At 73.1% G+C, this 24,599-nt stretch carries 16 protein-coding genes; 7 read left to right on the top strand and 9 right to left on the bottom strand.

What is annotated here, in order from left to right:
- Positions 1–15: 15 nt before the first annotated feature.
- Positions 16–2,712 (bottom strand): ATP-binding protein, encoded by a 2,697-nt coding sequence (locus KUM39_RS13345; protein ID WP_217785802.1) that lies wholly within the window; start codon positions 2,710–2,712, stop codon positions 16–18.
- Between the two features lie 358 nt (positions 2,713–3,070).
- On the opposite strand from KUM39_RS13345, the gene KUM39_RS13350 reads away from it, so the two are divergent.
- Complete coding sequence (locus KUM39_RS13350; RefSeq protein ID WP_217785803.1) at positions 3,071–4,150, top strand: DUF2510 domain-containing protein; 1,080 nt, start codon at positions 3,071–3,073, stop codon at positions 4,148–4,150.
- Between the two features lie 229 nt (positions 4,151–4,379).
- Here the strand turns inward: KUM39_RS13350 and KUM39_RS13355 are convergent, their stop codons facing one another.
- On the bottom strand, positions 4,380–5,030 hold the full coding sequence (locus KUM39_RS13355) for a TetR/AcrR family transcriptional regulator (protein WP_217785804.1): 651 nt from the start codon (positions 5,028–5,030) through the stop codon (positions 4,380–4,382).
- Between the two features lie 167 nt (positions 5,031–5,197).
- On the opposite strand from KUM39_RS13355, the gene KUM39_RS13360 reads away from it, so the two are divergent.
- Together KUM39_RS13360 and KUM39_RS13365 are read left to right on the top strand one after the other, a co-directional pair.
- Positions 5,198–6,127, top strand: a complete 930-nt coding sequence (locus KUM39_RS13360) for a phosphatase PAP2 family protein (protein WP_217785805.1) — start codon at positions 5,198–5,200, stop codon at positions 6,125–6,127.
- On the top strand, positions 6,124–7,122 hold the full coding sequence (locus tag KUM39_RS13365) for a hypothetical protein (protein WP_217785806.1): 999 nt from the start codon (positions 6,124–6,126) through the stop codon (positions 7,120–7,122). Before KUM39_RS13360 ends, KUM39_RS13365 begins: the two co-directional genes overlap by 4 nt.
- Before the next feature lie 53 nt (positions 7,123–7,175).
- Here KUM39_RS13365 and KUM39_RS13370 read toward each other — a convergent pair whose 3' ends face one another.
- Positions 7,176–8,012: an LURP-one-related family protein gene (locus tag KUM39_RS13370; RefSeq protein WP_217785807.1), complete on the bottom strand. Its 837-nt coding sequence runs from the start codon at positions 8,010–8,012 to the stop codon at positions 7,176–7,178.
- A gap of 187 nt (positions 8,013–8,199) precedes the next feature.
- Positions 8,200–10,248 (bottom strand): phosphocholine-specific phospholipase C, encoded by a 2,049-nt coding sequence (locus KUM39_RS13375; protein ID WP_217785808.1) that lies wholly within the window; start codon positions 10,246–10,248, stop codon positions 8,200–8,202.
- A 443-nt stretch (positions 10,249–10,691) separates the two neighbouring features.
- On the opposite strand from KUM39_RS13375, the gene KUM39_RS13385 reads away from it, so the two are divergent.
- The 4 genes from KUM39_RS13385 to KUM39_RS13400 all read left to right on the top strand — a co-directional run bounded on the left by KUM39_RS13385 (position 10,692) and on the right by KUM39_RS13400 (position 17,205).
- On the top strand, positions 10,692–14,426 hold the full coding sequence (locus tag KUM39_RS13385) for a BTAD domain-containing putative transcriptional regulator (RefSeq protein ID WP_246620062.1): 3,735 nt from the start codon (positions 10,692–10,694) through the stop codon (positions 14,424–14,426).
- Positions 14,427–14,518: 92 nt separating this feature from the next.
- A complete protein-coding gene (locus KUM39_RS13390; RefSeq protein WP_217785809.1) occupies positions 14,519–15,184 on the top strand; it encodes a M15 family metallopeptidase in 666 nt (221 codons plus the stop codon).
- Between the two features lie 86 nt (positions 15,185–15,270).
- Positions 15,271–15,864 carry an RNA polymerase sigma factor gene (locus KUM39_RS13395; protein ID WP_217785810.1) on the top strand — a complete coding sequence of 198 codons (594 nt, stop codon included), beginning with the start codon at positions 15,271–15,273 and terminating at the stop codon, positions 15,862–15,864.
- Positions 15,865–16,059: 195 nt separating this feature from the next.
- Positions 16,060–17,205 (top strand): C40 family peptidase, encoded by a 1,146-nt coding sequence (locus tag KUM39_RS13400; RefSeq protein WP_372455752.1) that lies wholly within the window; start codon positions 16,060–16,062, stop codon positions 17,203–17,205.
- Between the two features lie 69 nt (positions 17,206–17,274).
- Here the strand turns inward: KUM39_RS13400 and KUM39_RS13405 are convergent, their stop codons facing one another.
- The 5 genes from KUM39_RS13405 to KUM39_RS13425 all read right to left on the bottom strand — a co-directional run bounded on the left by KUM39_RS13405 (position 17,275) and on the right by KUM39_RS13425 (position 24,560).
- Positions 17,275–19,422, bottom strand: coding sequence for a discoidin domain-containing protein (locus KUM39_RS13405; protein WP_372455751.1), 2,148 nt, complete (start codon positions 19,420–19,422; stop codon positions 17,275–17,277).
- A 158-nt stretch (positions 19,423–19,580) separates the two neighbouring features.
- On the bottom strand, positions 19,581–21,224 hold the full coding sequence (locus tag KUM39_RS13410; protein ID WP_217785813.1) for a glycoside hydrolase family 13 protein: 1,644 nt from the start codon (positions 21,222–21,224) through the stop codon (positions 19,581–19,583).
- 50 nt (positions 21,225–21,274) lie between these two features.
- Entirely contained in the window at positions 21,275–22,144 is an 870-nt protein-coding gene (locus tag KUM39_RS13415) for a carbohydrate ABC transporter permease (RefSeq protein ID WP_217785814.1), read from the bottom strand.
- Positions 22,145–22,245: 101 nt separating this feature from the next.
- Positions 22,246–23,202, bottom strand: coding sequence for a carbohydrate ABC transporter permease (locus KUM39_RS13420; protein ID WP_217785815.1), 957 nt, complete (start codon positions 23,200–23,202; stop codon positions 22,246–22,248).
- A gap of 5 nt (positions 23,203–23,207) precedes the next feature.
- A complete protein-coding gene (locus KUM39_RS13425) occupies positions 23,208–24,560 on the bottom strand; it encodes an ABC transporter substrate-binding protein (protein ID WP_217785816.1) in 1,353 nt (450 codons plus the stop codon).
- Positions 24,561–24,599 lie beyond the last annotated feature (39 nt).

Here is a 24,599-nt window from a genome sequence, read left to right on the forward strand (position 1 = left end):
TGGCCGGGTGGGCGTTCAGTGGAGGCCGCGGACCGTCCGGAGGGCTTCTCGGGCATGCGCGGCGAGGCCGTCGGCCGCGCATTGGCGGGCGAGTTCCTCGCCGCGTTCCAGTTCGGATACGGAGCGGGTGGCGATGCCGTATTCGACGCGGGCGGCGGCGTGCTCGTACTGGCACGGGGACAGTTCGAGGTAGGCGACGGCCTGCTCGGCGAGCCGGACCGCCTCCCGGCCGGTGGCGAGGGCGGCCTGGCAGCGCAGGGCCTCCCCTATGGCCGTGTCGGTGCCGAACCGCTCGGCCTGCCGACGGGCGTCGGTGGCGAGCTGGGCGGCACGGGCGGGCTCCCGCGGGGCGAGCGCCTTGGCGAGGTCGATGGCCCACGGCGCGAGCACCGGGTTGTGGCCGCCGCGCGCCAGCGCGGTCTTCTCGGCGGCCTGCAACTCGTCCACCCCTTCCTCGACCCGGCCGACGGCGAGCAGCAGCCGTCCCCGCACCGAGCGGATGTCGGGCAGCACGATGGTGGTGGGATACGGCGGGGCGAACTGGTACCGCTCCGCGAGGGACCACGCCTCCTCCACGTGCCCGCGCGCCAGCAGGGTGTCCACCAGACCGCAGGTGGCGGACCAGTACAGCGGCAGGCCGCGCCCGACCCGCTCGGCGAGTCTCAGCGCCTCGCGCAGTACGACCTCGGCGTCGGCCAGCTTGCCCTGCCTGCGGTAGGCGAGTCCCAGGTAGGCGTTGGCGAGGGAGAGATGACCGCCGCTCCACCCGGCGCCGGTGTAGGCACGCAACGCTTCCTGGAAGAGACTCTCGGCACGGTAGAGCCGGTCGGTGTAGGTGTACGCGCTGCCGAGCATCATCAGTAGCTCGATGCCCCACTCGTCGTCGGTCCAGCCGAGACCGGGAGCGAGACGGTTGTTGACCAGCGCGCGGTCGCAGAGCTGGGCGACCTCCTCGGCGCTCTCGCCGTGCGTCATCAGGTCGAAACCGCGCAGGATCAGCAGCGCCCGCTCGGAGTTGTCCCGGCCGGTACCGGCGGCGGCGAGTTCGGCGAGCCGCCGGGACCGCTCCGGGGAGCCGGACTCGCCGTGGATGCTCTCCCACATGAACTGCACGGCCTGGAGCCGCAGTCGGACCGGGCCGGGCTCGTGCCGGGCGACCTCCGCCTCGACCGTGCGGACGGCCTCCTCCAACTGGTTGTTGTGCAGCAGCACCTGGGAGAGCGTGATGACGGCGTTCACCCGGCGGTCGCAGTCGAGACCGGGCAACGACAGCGCGTGCTGGAGGTGCTGGACCGTGACGCCGGGTTCGGTGAGGTGGGCGGCGCGGCCCAGCTCGTACAGCACATGCGGCTCCGCCTCGGGCCGGGGCGGCTCCCGCAGGGCGCGTTCCAGACAGCGGCGGGCCGCGTCCGGCGCGCCGACGGCGAGGTGTTCACGGGCCGCCTCCCGCATCTGCTCGACGACGTTGTCGTCTCCCTCGGGGTGCACTTCGAGCAGGTGCCGGGAGACTTCCACGATGCCGAGGTCCATCACCGTGACGAGCCGCGCGGCGGCCCCGTGCAGCGCGGTGCGCCGCGCGCGGCTGATGGCGTCGAAGATGGTTCCGGCGATCAGCGGGTGCACGAACTCCAGTGTCCGCTCGGCCGGTTCGGCGCCGGGTGCGGTCGCGGCGGGCTGCGAGGCGGTCAGGATGCGCTCGTCCTGAAGGAGTTGGACGGTGCGCAGGGCCGTGTCCAGGTCCAGACCGGCGAGCGTGGCGGCCATGTCCACCCGGATGCCGGTGCCGAGGATGACGGCGGCCTGTGCGAACGCGACGGCTTCCACACCGAGTTCGTGCAGCCGGTCCATGAGCCCGCCGCCCTTGGCGCCCCGGTTCAGCTCACGCAGTTCGGCGGCCTGTGCCTCGACGGGCCGGAGTCCGCCGTCCCGCACCTTGGTGAGGAGTTCGACGGTCTCGTAGGGGCTGCCCGCGGTGACGGCCCAGACCTCGCGGCAGAACGCGTCGTCGGCGTGCGGGCCGACGATGTGCCGGGTGAGCCCGGCGACGCCGTCCGGGGTGAGGGCGCTGAACACATGGACGGGCCCGGCGGAGGCGTCGGTCACCTTGTCCAGGAGGCGGGCGCTGTCGCCGTCCACCCCGCCGGGGCGGCGGGCGAGGACCACCAGTACGGAGAGGTCGTCCAGGTGTTCCACGAACGCGGCGAGCCAGCCCAGGGTCTCCTGGTCGGCCCAGTGCGCGTCGTCCAGCAGCAGGACCAGCGGCCAGTCCCGGGTGGCGAGACGGCGTACGACGGAGACGAGACCGTCGATCACGTAGCGCGGGTCGGCCGTGGTGCCCTCGCCGGGGTCGGCTATGCCGAGCGCGGGTCCGGCGATGTCGTACGAGTCCCCGAGGTAGGCGCGGGCCTCGTCCGGGGAGAGTGAGACCAGGGCGGGCTGGAGGAGTTGGCGCAGGGTGTTGAACGGGACCGACCGCAGCGTCTCGGCGCCGCGCGCGGACCACACCGTGCAGTTGCGGGCCTCCGCGACCCGGCGGATCTCGGCCAGTAGCGCGGTCTTGCCGAGACCGGCCTCGGCCCGGAAGACGATCAGCCCGCCGGTGGCCGAGCCCTCTTCGCGGAGTGCGTCGAGCGCCCTCTTGGCGACCTCGATCTCCGTGTCCCGCTCCCACAGGGTGGCCGAACCGTCCCCGCCCGGCCGTTCCTCCGTCATCCCGTTCCTCCCCAGCCGGCCCCGAACGACGTACTGGCCAGGAGCCTAGCCGCCCGGCGGCGCGGATGGAGGGGGGTCCGGAGAGCTGACCGAAGGGAGCACGCGCCGGAGCGCGCCCCACGACCGGGCTCGGGCCGGAGGCCCGTCCGTGCCGTACGTCCCACGACCCGTCGGACGTACGGATGACGGACGGACGACAGGCCGGGACGCGGGCGACTTCAGGACAGCGGCACAACACCGGAGCGAGAAGGCCGATTTCATCCGTAATGCGAGTTTCCGCCGCCGGTTCCTCCCGGCGTGGAGCGGCAAAGCGGGGTGCTCTCATCACACTTTCACCGATGCCTCTTACGGTGGGGGCATGACGCAGGCGACTCCTCCCGGCTGGTACCCCGACCCCGGCCGCACGAACGACGGCCCGCCCACCGAACGCTGGTGGGACGGCGCGGCATGGACCGAGCGCACCCGGCCCATCGGTGCCGCCGACCCGTGGGCCCCTCCGGCGACTCCCCCGCAGCCCGCCGCACCGGAGTGGCAGGGGACGGCACAGCAGCCGCGACAGGACGGCACGCCCCACCCGGCGCACCCGGCCCACCCGGCGTATCCGAGCGGGTCCGCGGGCGGGCCGCCGTACCCCTACGGGTACGGGTATCCGGGTCAGCCCCCGCAGCCGGGCGGCGGGCCGCGCCGGGGGCTGCGCACCGGGATCGCCATCGCGGTGACGGCGGCGGTACTGGCGAGCATCGGGGTCGGTGTGTGGGCGCTGGCCGGGAACGGCGGCGGCGACCACCGCCCGGAGGCCCGGCAGAGCCAGGGCCAGGACGGCCGGGGCGGCCAGGGCAGGCGCGGCGGGGACGGCGGCCCGGACGGGCAGCCCGATCCGGGCGGGTCGGCCGCGCCCGAGGTGAAGGGCGGCGGCACCCTGCCGGACCGTCTCGACGGGATCAGTCTGCCGGTGCCGAAGGGCTGGACCGGCTCACCGATGAGCGTCGGCGCCCAGCTCACCTCCGACGACACCTACGCCTGCCCCGGCGACACCAAGAACAAGTGCACCCCGGGCGGCCTCTCCTCCGCGCCCGCCCTCGCCCTCGGCACCAAGGGCAGCACCCCCGAGGCCGTCGCCAAGGCCGACATATCCGCCAACGCCGAGCAGTCCTACGGGGGTTCGACCTACGGCGGCATCACCTCGCACGAGGTCGCCGCCTCCCGTGCCGTCACGGTGGCCGGGCAGAAGGGCTACCTCGTCCGCTGGAAAGCCGTGACCCGCAAGGGCGCCGACGGTTGGGTCCAGTCCGTCGCCTTCCCCTCCCCCACCAAGCCCCAACTCATCGTCGTCCTCCGCTTCGGCATCGACGTCGGCCACCCCACGTCGGTCATCGACGACGTACTGAAGGGCGTCAAGCCGTACACCGGAGGCGACGGCACCGGCCAGAACGTCTGAGGGACCCCGGAGCCCCCACGGCCAACGCCCCCAGGGGGCGGGGAGAACCGCGGGACCGGCCACGACGGCCCCGCACCCGGAAGAACAGCGCCCCGCACAAAGGATTCGGCCGGGTGGGGCAGCCTCCACTCGAAGGCTGCCCCACCCGGCCGGGCAATGCGCCGCTCCCGTCCCCACGGTGCGACGCGATCAGGCCACCGCCGCTCATCCGGCAACGGCGACCTGGGTCTCACATGCCCCGACCACCGGGACGATCGAGCCCCAGCGCGGGCAGCACGGTGGCCTCGACGAACCGCACCAGATACGCGGCGTCGGCGTACAGACCGCTGAGCACCGGCCGCACCCGCAGCACCCCGAACATCATGGCCGGGACGAACTCCAGCGCCGGATGGTCCGCCGGGACCTCCCCGCGCTCCACGCCCCGCGCCAGCATCAGCTGAAGCGCGGCGATCTCGGGCTGGACCAGCGCCTCCCGCAGCGCCTGGGCGAGTTCCTCGTCGGCGGTGACCGCGTGCCCGAGGGCCTGCATCAGCCGCGCGTCCTTCTTCGACCAGTCGCCCGCCGCCCGCGCGGCCAGTCGCAGGTCCCCGGCGAGCGTCCCGGAGTCGATACCGGCGAAGCGCACCTTGCGGCTGGCGCGCAGCGCGGCGGCGACGAACTGGGGCTTGGTCTTCCACTGCCGGTAGAGCGTGGACTTGCTGCACCGGGTGGTGGCGGCGACCCCCTCCATCGTCACGGAGTCGTACCCGCACTCGCGGATCTGCTCCAGCACGGCGTCGAAGAACTCCCGCTCACGCTCCGGCGTGATCTTGGAGCGGCGCGAAGCGGCGACCGAGTCCGGTACGACCGGCTCCGGTGCGTCCGCGGCCTGCGACGTCATGCGCGCCCTCTCCCTCGCTCGTCCCGGCGGGCCCGCGCCCGCACCGGCTGCTGAATCGATACGCCAGTGTACCGGTACCGAACCGTATCGGTACACTGGCGTATCGGTACGCAAACGTATCGATGTATCTGACACATGTTCAGCGAATTCAGTGAAGGGGCCGGGGGATGAGTACCCGAACCGAGCCCGCGTACGCGGCAGCGGACGCGAGCGAGTCCGCTCCGGCGGGAGCGGCGCCGAGCGCGCCGGCCCCGGCGGAGGCGGACGCCGCGGCCGAACCGCCGCATGCCGCGACCGGGTCGCCGCGGCCTCCCACCGGCGGCGGCGAGAACCCGGCCCGGCGGGGAGACGGCCCTGTACGCCCGCCCCTGCTCCGTGAGTTCCTGCTCGTCGCCGGATTGTTCATCGTCTACAAAATCGGGCGCCAACTGGCCACCGGCCACACCGGCGCCGCCTTCCGCGACGCGCACCGCGTCTGGGGCCTCGAACGCGCCCTGGACCTGCCCCGCGAGAACGGCGTGCAGTCGCTGCTGCTGCACGGCGGTGATCTCGTCCAGGTGGCGAACACCTACTACGCGACCGTGCACTTCCCGGCGACGGTGGCGTTCCTGGTCTGGCTGTATCTGCGGCACCCCGCGCACTACCTGTGGGCGCGCCGCGTACTGGCCGTCCTCACCGGCGCCGCGCTGGTGCTGCCGTTCGTCTTCCCGCTGGCCCCGCCCCGGATGCTGGCCGCCACCGGTCTGATCGACACCGGCCGGGTCTTCGGCCCGTCGGTGTACGGCCCCCCGGCCGCCGACCACCTCTCCAACCAGTTCGCCGCGATGCCGTCGCTGCACTTCGGGTGGGCGCTGATGGTGGCGATCGGCATGACGGCCGTCACCCGCTCCCGCCTGCGCGTGCTGTGGCTGCTGCATCCGCTGCTGACCCTCGCGGTGATCGTGGGCACGGCCAACCACTACTGGCTGGACTCGGCCGCGGCGGCCGTCATGCTCGCCGCCGCGCTCGCCGTCGTACCCCGGCCGGGAGCCGTACGCGACACGACCGCGCCGCGCGCCCCGGCGCACCGGCCCGTGTTCGCGGGGGCGGGCCGATGAGCGCCGCCGCACCGCTCGCCGTGGGTCTCTCGCTGGTCTCCGCCGTGGCCTACGCGCTGGCCGCCGTCGCCCAGGAACGCATGGCCGCGCGCGGCGCGGGCGCGGGGCTGGTACGGCTGCTCGGCACGGGTGCCTGGTGGGCGGCCGTCGGTCTGAACGCCGGGGCCGCGCTGCTGCACGTGGTGGCCCTGAAGTACGGCCCGCTGACCCTGGTCCAGCCGCTGGGCGCGCTCACCCTGGTGGCCGCGGTACCGCTGGGGGCGCGGGCGGCCGGGCGCCGGGTGCGCGCGGTGGAGTGGCGCGGTACGGCGCTGACGCTGGCCGGGCTCGGCGCGCTGCTGGTGACGGCGTCGGGACCGGCGCCGCACCGGGTGCTGAGTCTCACCGAGGCGCTGGGGGTGGCCGGAGCGACGGCCGCCGCGATCGGTCTGCTGGCCCGGCGCGGAGGGCGGCCGGGGCTGCGCCACGCGACCGCGTCCGGCCTCGCCTCGGGCGTGGCGTCGGCGCTGACCCAGACCGTGACGGTGGCCGCGACGGACCGGACCGGGCCGCCGCTCGGGGTCCGTGAGGCGGTGGTCGCGGTGCTGGTCGCCGCGTTCGCCGCCGGTGGGCTGCTGCTGTCGCAGACCGCGTACCGGGGCGGGCTCGGCGCTCCGCTGGCCGTGGTCACCCTGGCCAACCCGGTGGCCGCCGCCGCCATCGGCCTCGCGCTGCTCGGCCAGGGTCTGCACGGCGGCCCGGAGGGCGTCCTGCTCGCGCTGGGCGGTGCGGTGCTGGCCGCGCGGGGCGTGCTCCTGCTGGCCCGCGCGACACCCGGCGTACCGCCCGGCCCGCCCGGCGACGGCGCTGCGGGTCCGGGTCCGGGCGCTCCCGCCGATGCCGATGCCGAGCACCCGGTGGCGGCGGTGCTCGCCCTCCCGCCCGGCACGGCCACCCCGGAACCCGCGCTGAAGCCGCGCCAGCGGGGACGGCGGCGGCACCTCACGCCCCACTGAGCCCACGGGACTCGGGGCGGGGCAGCTCCGGGACGGGGTGTCCCCCTCCGCGCTCAGCCCAGGCCGCGCGAGTCCTGCTTGAGTGCCGTGTCCACCGTGAGCGCGGTGGCCACGACCAGGCTCAGCAGGGGGTCGGGGAGCTGGTGGTGGATCTGGAGGACGTAGTTGTCCGCCGTGGTGAAGAGGGTCTTGGCCAGGCCCTCCCAGGTCTTGGTGATCCGCGCGACCTCGGTGTCGGTGTGGTCGGTGATGGCGAAGTTCCACGCCCGCCAGTTCTCCGCCTTGATCGCGCCGACCTTCTGGCCGTTCACGTTCATGGCGAAGTTGATCTTGCCGATCATGTTCTGCTGGACGATCTCACCGACCGGCGTGCCGTCCGGACGGGTCACCAGGACACGGGACTTGAAGATCTTCGCGGGCCGGGTGAGCAGCAGCACCGGCTGCCCGTGGGCGTCGCGGATCTCCAGCCGGTGGGTCATGTACTGGTCGAGGCTGGAGACGAAGCGCAGTATCTTCCTCAGCGCGCTCTGGCCGACCTCAGCGACCGAGGCGATCTGCCGACCGCTCTGGTCCATGACCGTGTACTCGTTGGTCAGCTCGATCAGCTTGGCCTTCTGGTTCACCACCAGGACCGGTTCGGTGAAGAGGGTGCCGCCGCCGGGGCCGCCCGCCGTGACACCGGCCTGGTCGCGCACCTGGCGCTGCACACGGGGGTCGGGGTGCGGCGCGGCCTGCGCCTGGGGCGCGGCTTGCGGGGGCACCTGTCCGGCGGCCTGCTGCGCGGCGTTGGTGTGCTCGGTCCAGCGGACGCCGTCCCAGTAACGGAGGGTCTGCGCGGCCCCGTGCGGGTCGGGATACCAGCCTGCGGGGGTGTTCGATTGCGTGGTCACCGGGGCACATTACCCCGGCCTGACCGGTACCTGACCAGCGTGACGGGGGGCCCGTACGGGACGGTGACCGGGTCCGTACGGGGCCGTGACCCGGCCGGTACGACGACGGTCCGGCGGGTCCCGTACGGGCTCGACGGTCCGGCGGGTCCCGTACGGGGCAGTGCGCGCCGCCCCGTACGGGGACGGCTCAGACCGTCACGAGAGCCGGGTCGCTGACGCCGGGGCGCCCGTTCTCGATGTGCCCGGCGAAGCCGCGCCGGAACGCGGCGTCGGTCTCCGAGGTGACGGTCAGGTCGTACCAGCGGGAGCCGGACGCGAGCCGCACGGTGTGCCGCACGGTCGCGCCGGGCCTGACGGTCACGGTGGCCGGAGCGCCGCCGTAGCCGTCCGTCACCTTCAGCCGGACGGTGGCCGACCCCCCGGTGGTGAAGGTGAGTTCGAGGTCGTCGCCGACGGGGCGGGCGGTGACCTCGGGTCCGGCGGTCTTGTTGACGCCCTTGAAGCTGCGCGCGAACCCGTTGGGACCGTGCACGGTCAGGTCGTAACTCCCTCCCGAATAAGCGGAGTTCCAGGTGTCGGTGAGCTTCTTGCCCGCCTCCGTGGTGTACGGCCAGGGACCGTCCGCGCGGTTGCCCGAGGTGACCAGGAAGGCGGCGCCCGCCTGTGCGCCGGAGGCGAAGGTCAGGGTGAACCTCCCGGCGGCCGTGTCCGCCGAACCATCCACCACCGGCGCGTACTTGAGCGGCCGGGTGGGACGGCTGCCGCGCTCCTGCTTCGGCAGCGCCGGGTGCGCGGGCGGGGTCGGCACGTAGTCGGGGTGCCGGTCGCGGTCCGGCGGGGCGTAGCCGCCCGTGGACGGCAGCGACACCGGACGGGTGTCCGGGCGGGAGAAGTCGAACGCGGAGGTCAGATCGCCGCACACCGCCCGGCGCCACGGCGAGATGTTGGGCTCCCGCACCCCGAAGCGGCCCTCGATGAACCGGATGATCGAGGTGTGGTCGAAGGTCTCGGAGCAGACGTAACCGCCCTTGCTCCAGGGCGAGACGACCAGCATCGGCACCCGCTGTCCCAGCCCGTACGGCCCCGTCGGGTTGGCCGCGCTCCCCTTGAACAGGTCCAGCGCCGGATCAACGGTGGACAGGCCCTGCGCGGCGGAGGCGGGCGGGAACGGCGGGATCACGTGGTCGAAGAAGCCGTCGTTCTCGTCGTACGTGATGAACAGCGCCGTCTTCGCCCACACCTCGGGATCGGAGGTGAGCGCGTCCAGCACCTGGGAGATGTACCAGGCACCGTAGTTGGCGGGCCAGTTGGGGTGCTCGGTGAACGCCTCGGGCGCCGCGATCCAGGACACCTGGGGCAGCCTGCCCGCCTTCACGTCGGCCTTCAGCCGGTCGAAGTACCCTTCGCCCTTGCGGGCGTCGGTGCCGGTGCGGGCCTTGTCGTACAGCGGGTCACCGGGCCGGGCCTCGCGGTACTGGTTGAAGTACAGCAGCGAGTTGTCGCCGTAGTTGCCCCGGTAGGCATCGTCGATCCAGCCCCAACCACCATTCGCGTCAAGGCCGTTGCCGACGTCCTGGTAGATCTTCCAGGAGACCCCGGCCGCTTCGAGACGTTCCGGGTACGTCGTCCAGCCGTACCCCTTCTCGTCGTTGCCGAGGACCGGGCCGCCGCCCTTGCCGTCGTTGCCGGTGTGTCCCGTCCACATGTAGTAGCGGTTGGGGTCGGTGGAGCCGATGAACGAGCAGTGGTAGGCGTCGCAGATGGTGAAGGCGTCCGCGAGCGCGTAGTGGAACGGGATGTCGGCACGGGTCAGATACGCCATCGTCGTCGGGGACTTGGCGGGCACCCACCCGTCGTACCTGCCCCCGTTGAACGCGGCGTGGCCGTCGTTCCAGCCGTGCGGCAGGTCCTGGATGAACGCCATGCCGAGGTCGTCGGCGTCCGGGTGGAACGGCAGCACGTCCTTGGTGCCGTCGGACTGCTTCCACACCGAGCGGCCGTTCTGCGACACCGAACGCGGGTCCCCGAAGCCGCGCACCCCGCGCAGCGACCCGAAGTAGTGGTCGAACGAACGGTTCTCCTGCATCAGGACGACGACGTGCTCGACGTCCCGCACCGTACCCGTCCGACGATGCGCGGGCACCGCCGCCGCACGCTCGATACTGTTCGACAGCGCACTGAACGCCGTGGTGGCGCCCGCGAGCTGCAGGAATCGCCGCCGGTTCACATCGGTCATGGCGTGGGGGTCCTCTCGTCGTCCGAACATCCGCGACACCGACCCGTCCGGCACCGGCGCGCAGCGAGTGTTCCAACGGCACCGAACGGGACGGAAGGGTCCGGTGGCGCCTACATGAAAGTCACGAGTACGGCGGAGGAAGCCCCGCCCCGCTCCACCCCGGGTGGCACAGGGCGCGGCCGGGCCGGTGCCGCCGGGGCCGACCGCGGGAGCATCAGCGGATTCCGGCCAACTGCCGTACCGGGGGCGGCCGGTGCGGGGACGGTATCCGGGCGGCGGCTCGGGTTCCGGATGACCGGTGTCGTCGTACGGGAGGCCGCGCCGGGGTACGGCCGGATCAGGACGGCGCGGCGCCGTGCTCCGCGTGTCTCCGGGACGTTCGCGGATATCGTTGTCCCGGTCCGCACGGGGGCGGACGGGGTACGGCGATCGGGGTGCCAGCCATGTTCGAGGTACGTCTGCTCGGGCCGGTCGAGGTGTGGGACGGGGAGCGGCGGGCACCGCTCGGCGGGGTCAGACCGCTGGCCGTACTGGGCGCCCTGGTGGTGCGCCTCGGAGAGGTCCTGTCCACCGACCGCCTGGTGGACTGTGTGTGGGACGAACACGCCCCGGCCACGGCGGGCGCGCTGGTCGCCACCCATGTGTCGGCGGTGCGCCGGGCCCTGTCCCGGATCGGCGCCGCCGACCTCGTGGTCACCCGACCGCCCGGCTACGTCGCCGTACTCGACCCGGACCGGGTGGACGCCCGGCGCTTCGAGAACCTGCTCGCCACCGCCCGCGAGGCCGCCGCCGAGGGCCGGACGGCCGAGGCGGTGGTGACCCTCGACGCGGCGCTGGGCCTGTGGCGCGGACAGGAGGCGCTGGAGGGCCTGGGCCAGACCTTCGCGCGGATCGAGTCGGCCCGCCTCGCGGAACTGCGGCTGGTGGCGCGCGAGGAGTCGTTCGGCCTTCGGCTCGACCTCGGCCGCGAGGACGAGACCATCGCCCCGCTGCTCGCCCACGTCGCCGCGCATCCACTGCGCGAACGTCCGCGCGGCCAGCTGATGACCGCCCTCTTCCGCACCGGCCGCGTCTCCGACGCCCTACGTACCTACCGGGAGGGCCGTACGGTCCTGCGCGACGAACTCGGCATCGAACCGGGCCCGCACCTGCGCGCCGTGCACCGCGCGGTACTGGCCGACGACACCGACGTGCTCGGAGCACCGGCCGCGCGCGGGCGTACGGCGCCCGGTACGGCGTCCGGCGCGACGCGGGCCGTACGGACCGGGGCAGGGACCGGAACCGGAACCGGAACCGGCGACACGACGGGGGACCAGCACGCCCGGTCCGCGTGGCCCGTCTGGCCGGAGTGGCCGGGCGGGCCGCACGAGTCGAGCGGGCCGAGCGGGCCGCCGAAGGCACCAGGGGTGTCGGAGCAGGCGCACGTACATGACCGCTCGAGCGGTTCGGGCGGCTCGGGCGGTCCGGCCCACATGGGGCCGGGCGACATGGGGCCGGGCGACATGGACGCAGGCCACATGGACGCGCGCCACATGGACCGTCCAGGCAGCATGGGCGCGAGCCACATGGGCCCCGGCCATATGGACAGCACAGGCACCGCGGGCGGAGCAGCCGCCGCAGACGGTGTGCCGGACCGCCCGCCGACCGCGACTCACCCCTCTGGTCACCCGCCCGGCCACGCCGCCCGCCACGCCTCCGGCTCCGCCCCGCCCCATCCCCGCCTCGCCGCCGACGCCCCGCCGCACATGGCGCCCGGCCGGAACGCCCCCGCCTCCTCCCCCGTCGCCGCGATGCCGCAGCGGCGCACCGCACCCGCTCCCTCCCATCTCCCGCCGGACATCGCGGACTTCGTGGGCCGCGAGGAGCAGATCGACTGGGCGGCGGGGCTGCTGGAGCGGGTGACGGCCGGGGGGCGTACGGCACCGCCGATCGGGGTGATCTCGGGGCGCTCGGGATCGGGGAAGACCGCGCTGGCCGTGCATGTGGGGCATCGCACCGCCGAACTCTTCCCGGACGGGCGGCTGTTCATAGACCTCAGGGCCGCCGACACCACGCCCCTCCAGCCCGCCGACGCGCTCGCCCGGCTGCTGCGCGCGATGGGCGCCGAACCGGAGACGCTGCCCGGTTCCCTGGACGAGCTGACCGGGCTGTACCGCACCCACGTCGGGCACCGGCGCATCCTGCTGATCCTGGACAACGCGGCCGGTGAGGCGCACGTACGGCCGCTGCTGCCGCCCGGCGCCGGCTGCGCGGTGCTGGTCACCAGCCGGCGTCGGCTGGTCGCGCTGGAGGGCGCCGCGCATCTGGACCTGACCGTGCCCGACGAGGGCGAGGCGCTGGAACTGCTGCGGCGGGTGGCCGGGGCCGAGCGCACCGGTGCCGAACCGGAACGGGCCGCCGAGATCGTCGCGCTGTGCGGTCGGCTGCCGCTCGCGGTGCGTATCGCGGGGGCCCGGCTGGCCGCCCGCCCGCACTGGGCGCCGGGGCGGCTGGCCGGACGGCTGCGGGACGAGCGGCGCAGGCTCAGCGAACTCAGCGCGGGCGACCTGGAGTTGCGGACCAGTCTGGAACTCGGGTACGCCGATCTGGACCCGCAGGAGCGCCGGGCGCTGCGCCGACTGGCCCTGCTGGACCTGCCCGACTTCGCGGCCTGGATAGCGGCGCCGCTGCTCGGCATCGGCACGGAGGAGGCCGAGGAGGCGGTCGAGCGGCTGGTGGACCGCCACTTCATCGACGTGCTCGGCGTGGACGGCACGGGCCGCGCCCGGTACCGCATCCACGACCTGGCCCGCGAGCACGCCCGCGAGCGGTGCCTCACCGAGGAGAGCCCCGGGGAGCGGGCGGCGGCCGTGCTGCGGCTGGTGGCGTGCTGGCTGGACCTGGCCCGCAAGGCAGCCGCGCGCGGGCCCGGCGGTTCGACCCGGCACTTCCCCGAGCCCGAGGTTGTACGGCCGCTCGATCCGGAGACCGAGGGGTCGCTGCTGGCGCGGCCCGCCGCCTGGTTCGCCGCCGAACAGGCCGGTCTGCTCGCGGCGGCCGTGCACTGCGCCGACCACCGACTCCCGCGTGCCGCACGGGATCTCGCGGGTGCGCTGACAGCCAGCTCGGCGGCGCTCTACAACGAGTTCGACGCCTGGTCCCGCTCGCACACGGCCGCCCTCGCGGCGGTCCGGCGCGGCGGCGACCGCGAGGGCGAGGGCTGGCTGCTCACCGGTTACGGCCAACTCCGCTACGAGCAGGACGATTTCGACGCCTCGTACACAGACTTCGCGCACGCCCTGGACCGGTTCGAGACGCTCGGGCAGGTACCGCACGGAGAAGCGGCGGCGCTGGCCGGGATGGGCACCGTCCGTCGTGAACAGGGCCGCCACGAAGAGGCGTTGACGCTGCTGCGGGCCGCGCTCGACCGGTACGGCCGCTCCGGTGACCCCGTCGCGCGGGCCGGGGTGCTGAGCGGCATCGGCTACGTGCACCGCGAGCAGGGTCGGGGCGCCGAGGCCCGTACGGCTCTGTCGGAGGCGCTGGAGCTGTACCAGCGGGCCGGTGACCGGCACGGCGAGGGTCTGACGGTACGGTCCCTCGCGCTGTGCGACCGGGCGGAGAACCGGTACGAGGCGGCCGAGCGGGGGCTGCTCCGGGCGCTGGAGCTGTTCCGCGAGCCGCGCGACAGCCTCGGCACCATGTACACCGAACAGTCCCTGGCCAAGGTTGAGTTGCGCACCGGGCGGGCGGACCGGGCGGTCGAACGGCTCGGCCGGTGTCTGACGGTGGCGCGCGAGCGGCAGGACCGGTTCGGGGAGGCGCTGGGCCTGCGCACCCTGGGCGAGGCGCGGCTCGCGTCCGGTGATCCCGTCGCCGCCCGCGACCCGCTGGAGCGGTCCCTCGCCCTCTGGTCGGCGTTGCGGCTCCCGGTGTGGCGGGCCAGGACCCTCCGGAACCTCGCGGCGGTCCACGCGGCCGACGGGGACACGGAGTCGGCGCGGGCCCTGCGCGCGGAGGCCCTGGAGGTGTTCGGCGCGCTCGGCTGCCGCGAGGCCCGCGAGCACGCCGACCACACCGAGCACACCGAGCACACCGAGCACACCGAGCACACCGAGCACACCGAGCACACCGAGCACACCGAGCACGGAAACCCACCGGAGCCGAGGGAGGACCGGGACCGCCGCGCCCCGGACTGACCGGGCCACCGATTCCGCCGCATCCGCGCAGTTCAACTCCCTTGCAGCGAAACTGCAGAGGCTTTGCAGAGCCGTCCGGCACGCTGTGCGGTGTGACGGACATCATCCCGCTCTCCGATCCTCGGGTCGCCCGCGTCGCCGAACGCGACTGCGGCGAACCCCTGGTGGACCTGCGCGCGACGGCCGGGCTGCGGCTCGACGCGCGGAAGGCCGACGCCACCGGCGCCTACGCCCACCTGCGTTCCGGCGCGCTCGCCCGGCTGCTGGACGCCCAGCGGCTGCTGCCGGACGGCATCCGGTTCCTCGTCGTGGAGGGCTACCGCCCGCCCGGCCTGCAACGCGCCCACTACGAGAGCTACGCGGCCACCCTGCGCACCGCACACCCCGACGCGCCGCCGGACCGCATCCGGGAGCTGGCCAGCGCCTACATCTCCCCGCCCGAGGTCGCCCCGCACGTCGGAGGCGGCGCGGTGGACCTCACCCTGTGCCGCGCGGACGGCACCGAACTGCCGCTCGGCACCGAGGTCAACGCGACCCCGGAGGAGAGCGACGGCGCCTGCCGCACCGCGGCGCCCGGCATCCCGGCCGAGGCCCGGGCGCACCGGCGGCTTATGGAGCGGGCGCTGACCGCCGTCGGCTTCGTCAACTACCCCACCGAGTGGTGGCACTGGTCGTACGGAGACCGGTACTGGGCCCTCCTCACCGGCGCGCCCGCCACCCGCTACGGCCCCGTCGCACCACCCGCACCCGCCCATTGACCGGCTCGACCCGCTCCACCCGTCCGGACCGCCCGACCAGCGGTCCGGGCCCTCACCGCGGCACGAAGAACGAACGGGGGACGACCATGACCACCACCGGCGGTACCTGCGCACCCGCGCCCCGCCCCGACCACGTACGCCCCGAACACCCGCACCGCGACCACCCGCATCCCGAGCCCGCACACCCCGAAACTCCGTGGAATCCGGAGGAGTTCGACGCCTGCTTCACCGCCGACATGCCCCGGCTGCGCAGGCGGCTGCTCGCGCTCACCGGCAATCCGCACGACGCGGACGACCTGCTCCAGGAGACGTATCTGCGGCTGTCCCGGCGGGCACGCGGGCCCGGTCTGGGGCACCGGCGGCACCCGTACGCCTACACCTGCGCCGTCGCGCTGAACCTGCTGCGCGACTCGTGGGCGCATCCCTCCCGCCGGGAGCGCGTCACCGACCGTGTCCCGGAGGCCGGTTGGGACGGCGGACTCGCCAACTGGGAGGCGCGGACGACCGCGTTGGCGCTGCTGAGCGTGCTCTCGCCGAAGGAGGCCGCCGCCGTGATCCTCGTCGATCTGGAGGGGCTCAGCCACGACACGGCGGGCGAACGCCTCGGCGCGCACCGGGGCACGGTGCAGCGCAACCGGATGCGCGCGCTGGCCAAGATGCGGGCCGCGCTGGGCCGTTAGGGACATGGACTCCGCCGTCGTGTCCCGCGGGGGTGGGCGCGGCGGCGGTACGGTCCTGCGGGACCGGCACCGACCCCCCACCGTCGTCACCCGCACGACCGGGTGACGGAACGTCAGTGAAGGATGTGCTTCGTGACCACCCGATCCGTCCGGCCCGCCCGGCCGACCCGCTCCACCCGCCTGTTCATCGGGCGCGTGCTCGCCGCCGCGACCGCCACGGCGGGTGTGGCGCTGCTGCCCGCCACCGCGCACGCGGCCACCGCGCGGGCCGCCACGCCCGCCGTCCGTACGTCCGCGTCGGCCGCCGACGCGGCCTGCGGGGTCCTCGCGTCCGGCGCCTCCGCCACCGCGCAGGCCGCCGTGGACGCGGCCTGCTCGCAGATCGGCGTCTGGTACTCGTGGGGCGGCGGGCACGGCGCCACGCCGGGCGCCACCTACGGCTACTACGACGGCCAGGACCCGGACAGCGCCCACGACAACGAGCGCAAGGGCTTCGACTGCTCGGGCCTGATGCGGTACGCCTACTACCGGGCGACCGGCAAGGACCTGCTGAACGGCACCGCCGACGACCAGTTCCACACCTCCAAGGCGTCCGCCCGCTTCTCGGCCGGGCAGGGCACCGCGCCGCTGCTCCCCGGTGACCTGATGTTCTGGGGCAGCGGGCACATCCACCATGTCGCCATGTACCTGGGCGGTGGCCAGATGGTGGAGGCGTACGAGTCGGGCACGCACATCCGGGTGACCCCGGTGCGCACCGGCGGCGACTACGCGGGCGCGGTCCGGATCAACGGCACCGGCACCCCGACTCCCCCGCCCGCCGACGGCGGCACGGTCTTCGAGACCTGGGGTACGGGCGTGCGCACGCACTCCTCGCCGAGCACCGGGTCCTCGGTGGTGGACACCTTCGCGGGGCCGACGCAGGTGTCGGTGCAGTGCCAGAAGCACGCCGAGAGGGTGACCGCCGAGGGGTACACCAACGACATCTGGTCGCGGCTCGCGGACGGCTCCTGGCTGACCAACATCTACATCAAGGGCCCGGCGTCGCTGCCCGGCGTCCCGGACTGCGGGGGCAGCAACCCGCCGCCGCCCGGCGGGGGCAGCACGGCGCACCAGACGTGGGGCACGGGGGTGCGCACGCACGGCGAGCCGAACGTGAACGCGGCCGTGGTGGACTACTTCGCCCAGCCCACCACGGTCAACGTGGTCTGCCAGCGACACGCCCAGGAGGTCACCGCCGAGGGGTACACCAACGACGCCTGGTCGAAGCTGACGGACGGCTCCTGGATCACCAACATCTATCTGAAGGGCCCGGCCTGGCTGACGGACGTGCCCACCTGCTGACCCGGACCCGCCGTCCGGAACCGGTCGGGCCGGTCCCGGACGGCGGGCGGGCGCGTCGGCCGTACGGCGTCACGACGTGCTCAGGTACGCCTCCACCTCGCTGAACTGCCCCGCCGGCCAGCCGGTGTTGCCGCTGACGGTGAGCCGCAGGTACCGCAGGCTGGTGGAGGCGGGCAGGTTCACGGTGGCCGTGTTGCCGGTGGCCGGGTCGAAGCGGTAGCCGGTGGCGCCGACCACCGTGGAGTACCCGGTGCCGTCGGTGCTGCCCAGGACGGTGACCGTCTGGGTGCGGGCGCCCCACGCCGAGGACGGCGGGAGCTTCAGCACCAGGCGGCGTACCGGGGTGGTGGCGCCGAGGTCCACGGTGAGGGACTGCGGGAAGGCGTTGTTGGCCGATTCCCAGTAGGTGCCCGTGTCCCCGTCCACCGCCCTGCCGGGGGTGTAGACGTCCTGGGAGCCGGTCGCGGTGGCCGGGCGGCCCTTGGCCAGGTTGCGGTTCGGGTCGGGGGCGGGGTTGCCCTGGCCGGGCTGGGGCCAGGTGGAGCAGTCCGCCCAGGTGCTGTTCCAGCCGGAGTTGCCGCCGCCGTCGGTGAGCGCGAACGTCCCGGAGTTCGCCGGATAGGGGCAGTTGTAGATCCCGGCGGAGCCGACCTGGGTGGCGGTGACGTTCGTGAAGGTGGCCGCGCCCTGCGCCTCCGCCTGCACGACCACGGTTCCGGTGTTGCGGACGGTCGCCCCGGTGACGTTGACGTTGCGCACCGGGTGGCCGGTGCCGCCGCCGGACACGAACTCGAAGGCGCTGTACGGGCTGTCGGTGATCGTGGTGTTGGTGATGTTGACGGTCGCGTTGATCGCGCTGTCGTAGGAATCGACGCGCAACGCCCCCATCGGATGGTTCCAGTTGGGGTTCATCGCCCCGGCGCGGACCAGGGTGTTGCCGTCCACGGTGATGGTCCCGGCGAGCGGGGAGAACGGGTCGAGGAACTTCTGGTTGGAGATGGCGATACCGCTGCCGAGGGCGTTGGTGTCCGCGATCCGGTTGTCGCGTACGGCGATGTCGGTGCCGCCGTAGATGGCGATGCCGTTGGCCAGGTTGGGCTGCGAGATGGTGTTGTTGTCGAAGCTGGAGCCGGAGTCGGCGCCGTTCAGCGACCACATGGCGAGGGAGTCGTCGCCCTGGTTCCGGAGGAAGTTGTTGCGGACCCGCACGCCGTGCGCGTTGCCGTTGAGGTTGAGACCGTCGGCGGTGGTGTCGAGGACGCGGCTGTTCTCCACCACGAGGTTGTCGTTGTTCCCGGTCAGCCAGAGCCCCACCTTGAGGTGCTGCAACCACATGCCGGAGACAGTGGAGTCGGGGCCGAGCGAGCCGTTCACGAAGTTGTCGGGGCTGGAGTCGATCCGCTCGGTGACCTCGCCGATCACGGCGAAGTCCTTGATGTGCACGTTGCCCGCGGAACTCGACTGGTCGATGAACCGGGAGGTGCGCACCACGGAGTACCAGGCGCCCGCGCCCGCGAGGGTCACGTTCTGCACGCCGTTCAGGGACTGGGTGATCCGGTAGTCGCCCGGCGGTATCCACACCGTGCCGCCCCGGGCCGCGGAGATCGCGTCCCGGAACGCCTGGGTGGAGTCGCCGTTGCCCGTGGGGTCGGCGCCCTTGGAGACGACGGACACCGATCCGGCGGGCTGGCTCCCGGCCGCCGCGACCTGCTCGAAGTCGGCCACGTCCACAGTGACTTGGGTTCCCGTGGACTCGAAGGCGACCTTGTCCCCCGCCTGCACGGTCCGGCCGAACAGCATACGGGTGTTGTCGAAGAGGTGGTGCGTCTTGGCCCCCGCGATCCAACTGGTGTCCACGTACGAGTACTTGGAGGTCACGGGAAGCGTCTGGGTGAGCCGGGTGCCGTTGACGTAGACGGCGAGGGAGCCGGTCTGTCCGTCGGGCACGCTGTAGGCGATGTTCACGGCGTTGGCGGTGCGCGGCACGGTGAACTCCACGCGCTGCCCGGAGCCGAGCCGGACGGCCTGCCGCCCGGACGCCTCCGACGCGAGGGTGCCCTGCGTGTAGTCGGGGCCGATCCTGGTGCCGGTGGTGGTCGCGGACTCGGCCTCCACGGAGGTGAACGGGAGTGTCGCGCCGGTGGCCGCGTGGGCGGCCGGTACGACGGCCGTGAGCATCCCGGCGGCCAGGGTGACGACCGTCCCGATTACTGGCATGAGCCTGACATATCTGGCGGTGAGAGCGCTGCTGCTGTGCATGTGCCGATCCCTTCGGGTGGGGGTGCTGAGAGGGGTACGGGGTGAGTCGGTGCGGGGTGGAGCAGTGGGAGTGGTGCGGGTGCGGGGTGGAACGGTCTCGGGGGCGGCGCGGCGCCTCAGGGGGTGAGCCAGGCCGCCGTGTCGCGGGGCAGGCGGCCGGTGTCGTCCAGGGGGCCGCTGGTGAGCAGGAGGCCGGTGTGCGGGGGGAGTTCGGTGGGGGTGGCGGCGAGGTTGAGCACGCAGATCGCGTCCGTGCGGGACTCGTCCCGCCCCCGGGTGAAGGCGAGTACGCCCTCGGGTGCGGGCAGCCAGGTCAGCGGGCCGGTGCCGAAGGCCGGGCGGGCGGCGATGGCGCGGCGGTAGAGAGTGAGCAGGGAGTCCGCGTCGTGCTGTTGCCGGTCAACCGCGTACGCCCCCCAACCGACCGGCTGCGGCAGCCAGGGCTCCTCCCCCGAGCCGAACCCGGCGTGGGGCGCGTCGGCCGTCCACGGCAGCGGCACCCGGCAGCCGTCCCGGCCGGGGTCGGCACCGCCCGACCGGAAGTACATCGGGTCGTGTAGGCGATCGACCGGGACATCGGCCTCGGGCAGCCCCAGTTCCTCCCCCTGGTACAGGTAGACCGCGCCGGGCAGCGCCAGGGACAGCAGGGCCGCCGCCCGCGCCCGCCGGGTGCCGAGCGCGAGATCGGCCGGGGTGCCGAACGCCTTCGTGGCGAAGTCGAACCCGGTGTCGGCGCGGCCGTACCGGGTGACCGTGCGGGTCACGTCGTGGTTGCACAGCACCCAGGTGGCGGGGGCGCCGACCGGGGCGTGTTCCGCGAGGGTGCTGTCGATGGAGCCGCGCAGCCGTCCGGCGTCCCAGGGGCACGACAGGAAGGAGAAGTTGAAGGCGGTGTGCAGTTCGTCGGGGCGCAGGTAGCGGGCGAAGCGCTCGGGGTCGGGCAGCCAGACCTCGCCGACGAAGACCCCGTCGTAGGCGTCGGCGACCCGTCGCCAGGCGCGGTAGACGTCGTGGAGTTCGTCGCGGTCCACGAAGGGGTGCGGGTCGGGTCCGGCGGCGAGGTCGGGCAGCGCGGGGTCCTTGGCGAGCAGCGCGGCGGAGTCGATACGGACACCGGCCACGCCCCGCTCGAACCAGAAGCGCAGGATGTCCTCGTGCTCCTGCCGGACCACCGGGTGCGCCCAGTTGAGGTCGGGCTGTTCGGGGGTGAAGAGGTGCAGGTACCACTCGCCGTCCGGCAGCCGGGTCCACACCGGTTCGGTGGAGCCGACGAACTGCGACGGCCAGTCGTTGGGCGGGAGTTCGCCGTGCGCGCCGCGTCCGGGCCGGAAGTGGAACAGCTCGCGCTCGGGGCTGCCTGGTCCGGCGGCGACGGCCGCGCGGAACCACGGGTGCCGGTCGGAGACATGGTTGGGCACGATGTCCACGATGGTGCGGATGCCCAGCTCACGGGCCTCCGCGATGAGTTTCTCCGCCTCCGCGAGTGTCCCGAAGGCGGGGTCGATGCCCCGGTAGTCCGCGACGTCGTAGCCGCCGTCCTTCATCGGTGACGGGTACCAGGGGTTGAACCACAGTGCGTCCACGCCGAGTTGGGCGAGATACGGCAGCCGGGAGCGGACGCCCGCGAGGTCGCCGGTGCCGTCGCCGTCGCCGTCCGCGAAGCTGCGCACGTACACCTGGTAGATGACGGCGTCGCGCCACCAGTCGCGGTCGGTGGCCCGGGTGCGGGTGGCGGTGCGGGCAGGGGTGGGCTGTCCCACGGTGCGGTCCCTTCTGTGGGGTGAGGTCCGGGCGGGCGGGGCGCGGGCGGTCAGCCCTTGGTGCTGCCCGCGCTGATCCCGGCGACGATGTGCCGCTGGAAGACGAGGAACAGCGCCACCATCGGGACGCTCGCCATGACCATCGCGGCGATGAGCACGGTGAGCGGGATGTTCTGCGACAGCTGGACGAGGGCGACGCTGATCGGCTGCCGGTCGGTGTCGGAGAACACCATCAGCGGCCACAGGAAGTCCTGCCACACGGCCACCAGCGCGAAGATCGACACCACGCCGAGCACCGGCCGCGACATGGGCAGGACGACGGACCACAGGACGCGCGTCCGGCCCGCGCCGTCGATCTCGGCGGCCTCCAGCACATCCCTGGGCAGCTGGTCGAAGAACCGCTTGAGCAGATACAGGTTGAAGGCGTTGGCGACGGCGGGCAGCCAGATGGCGAGCGGGTCGTTGAGCAGACTGGTGTGCAGCAGCGGGAGATCGGCCACGGTCAGGTACTTGGGCACGACCAGTGCCTGGGCCGGGACCATCAGCGTGGCGAGGATGCCGCCGAGGACGAACTTCCCAAAGGCGGGCCGGAGTCGGGACAGGGCGTAGGCGGCGGCCGTGCAGAACACGATCTGGCACAGCCAGGCACCGGCCGCCTGCACGACGGTGTTCCACAGGTGGGCCGGGAGCCGCATCAGGTCCCAGGCGTCCGTGTAGCCGCCGGTGTGCCAGTGGTGCGGAACCAGGGTGGGCGGGGTGCGCGCCACCTCGTCCGGCGACTTCATCGCACCGGTCACCATCCAGTAGACCGGGAAGAGGAAGGCGAGGGCGAACAGCAGGACGGTGGCGGTGAAGACGGTCCAGTAGACGATCCGGCCGCGCGGGCGGGCCAGGGTGGCCGGGGAGACCAGGGTGCGCACGGCGCTCCCGCGTCCCGCTCGGACCGTCCTCGTACGCCCCTGTCGGACCGTACCCGCGCGCGTCCCTCGAACCGCCCCCGTACGTCCCTCTCGGAGCGTGCTCACGCGTCCCCCTCCGATCGGGTCAGCCGGAGGTATCCGGCGGAGAAGACCCCGAGCAGCACCAGCAGCATCACGCTGAGCGCGCAGGCGCCGCCGAAGTCGTTGTAGAGGAAGGCGTATTTGTAGATCAGGTAGAGCACGGTGACCGTGGCGTTCTCCGGTCCGCCGCCGGTGATGACGAACGGCTCGGTGAACACCTGCATGGTGGCGATGATCTGAAGGAGCATCAGCATCAGGATCACGAACCGGGTCTGCGGGACGGTGACGTGCCGGACGCGCTGGAGCAGGTTGGCGCCGTCCAGTTCGGCGGCCTCGTACAGCTCGCCGGGGATGGACTGGAGGGCGGCGAGGTAGATGAGGACGGTGCCGCCCATGTTGGCCCACGTGGCCACGATCACCAGGGAGATCAGGGCGGTGTCGGCGCCGTTGGACCAGTTCGAGGTGGGCAGGTGGACGGCGCGCAGCGCCTCGTTGGCGAGTCCGGCGCCGGGGTCGTAGAACCACTTCCACAGCAGGGCGCTGACCACCGGCGGGATCATCACCGGGAGGTAGACGGCGACCCGGAAGAAGGCGCGGGCGTGCCGGAGTTCGTTGAGGACCAGGGCGAGCAGGAAGGGGACGGCGAAGCCGAGGAGCAGGGCGAGCGCGGTGAAGGTGAGCGTGTTGCGCCAGGCGGCGGTGAACTCGGGGTCGTGCAGGACGCGGGTGAAGTTGGCGGTGCCGGCCCACTGGGGCGGGGAGCCGGGGGTGTACTTCTGGAAGGCGATGACGACGGCGCGGACCGCCGGATACCAGGAGAACAGCGCGAAGCAGAGCAGGCCGCCCAACAGGAATGCGTAGGCGTGGAGTTGGTCGGTGAGAGTGCGCCGCCACCGGCCGTCGGGGCGGGGCGCGGGGCGCGTCCGTGGCGGGACGGCGGCCCGCTGGGCGGAGGGCCGCTCGGCCGTCTTCGTCATGGCGGTCAGCTCCGGGCCAGGATGCTGTCGATCTTGCCGGAGGCGTCCTCCAGGAGCCGGTCGATGTCGGCGTCCTTCTTGGTGAGGACGGCGGACACCACGCCGTCCAGGACGGAGTAGATCTGCTGGGCGTCCGGCGGCTCGATCTTCATCTCCAGCTTCTGGTTGCCGTCCAGGAACGCCTGGTAGTTCTCCACCGGGACGTTGGCGTTGGCCTTCTTGACCTGCTGGTCCCTGGCGTCGGCAGCGCCGGTGAAGAGGCGGGGCTCGGGCAGGCCGACGGGTGCGTCGTGCCGTTTGGCGCGGGCGTAGTCGCCGAGGAATCCCTTGCCGGGGCTGAGGAACATGTGGTCGAGCCACTTCAGGCCCGCCCGGATCTGCGCGGGGGTCGCCCGGCGGTTGAACATGTAGCCGTCGCCGCCGATGAGGGTGCCCCGGCCGCCGGGCATGGGGGCGAGGGCGAGGTCCTTGTAGTCGCCGCCCTTCTCCTTGACGAGGATCGGGATGTTGTCCGGCGCGGAGAGGTACATGCCGAGCTTGCCCGAACCCATCATCTGCTGCGCGTCGTTGATGACGAGGAGCTGCTTGCTGCCCATCGAGTCGTCGGTCCAGCGCATGTCGTGCAGGTTCCGCAGGACCGCGTGTCCCTGCGGGGTGTCGATGGTGGCCTTCCTGCCGGAGGCGTCCACGACGTCACCGCCCTGGGAGTACAGCTCGGCGGTGAAGTGCCAGCCGCCCTGGTTCTGCGCGCTGTAGTCGGCGTACCCGACGGTGCCGTCACCGAGGGCGGCGATACGTCTGGCGGCGGCGCGGACCTCGTCCCAGGTCGCCGGGGGCCGGTCGGGGTCGAGTCCGGCCTTCTCGAACAGGGCCCGGTTGTAGATGAGCCCCATGCTGTAGCCGGTGCGCGGGATGCCGTAGACCTTGCCGTCCACGGTGTAGATGTCCCTGAGCTGCTTGCTGAGGGTGCCGTAGCTCTTGAGTTCCCCGAGGTACGGCGTGAGGTCGGCGGCCTGGTGGATGTCCACGACGTGCCGGGCGTCGGTGAAGTACGTGTAGAACACGTCCTCCATCTGCCCACCGGCGAGTTTGGCGTCGAACGTCTTGGGGTCCTGGCAGGGGAACGCGTCGTGGGCGACGACGTCGATGTCCGCGTGGGCCTTCTCGAACGCGGCGGTGTCGGCCTCGAAGAACGCGCGATCGACCTTGGCGCTCCTGGGCGGCTCGCAGTTGACGGTGATGCGGGTCTTCCCGCCGGAGGCGCCGTCGTCGCCCGACCCGCAGGCGGACGCGGTGAGTGCGAGGGAGGAACAGACGCCGATCGCGGCGAGGGTGCGGCGGAACCCGGTGCTTGTCATCGGTGGACCCCTCAGGGCAGGAGCGGTGGGCGCGGCACA

This window comes from Streptomyces corallincola, from assembly GCF_019104725.1.
GTDB lineage: Bacteria > Actinomycetota > Actinomycetes > Streptomycetales > Streptomycetaceae > Streptomyces > Streptomyces corallincola.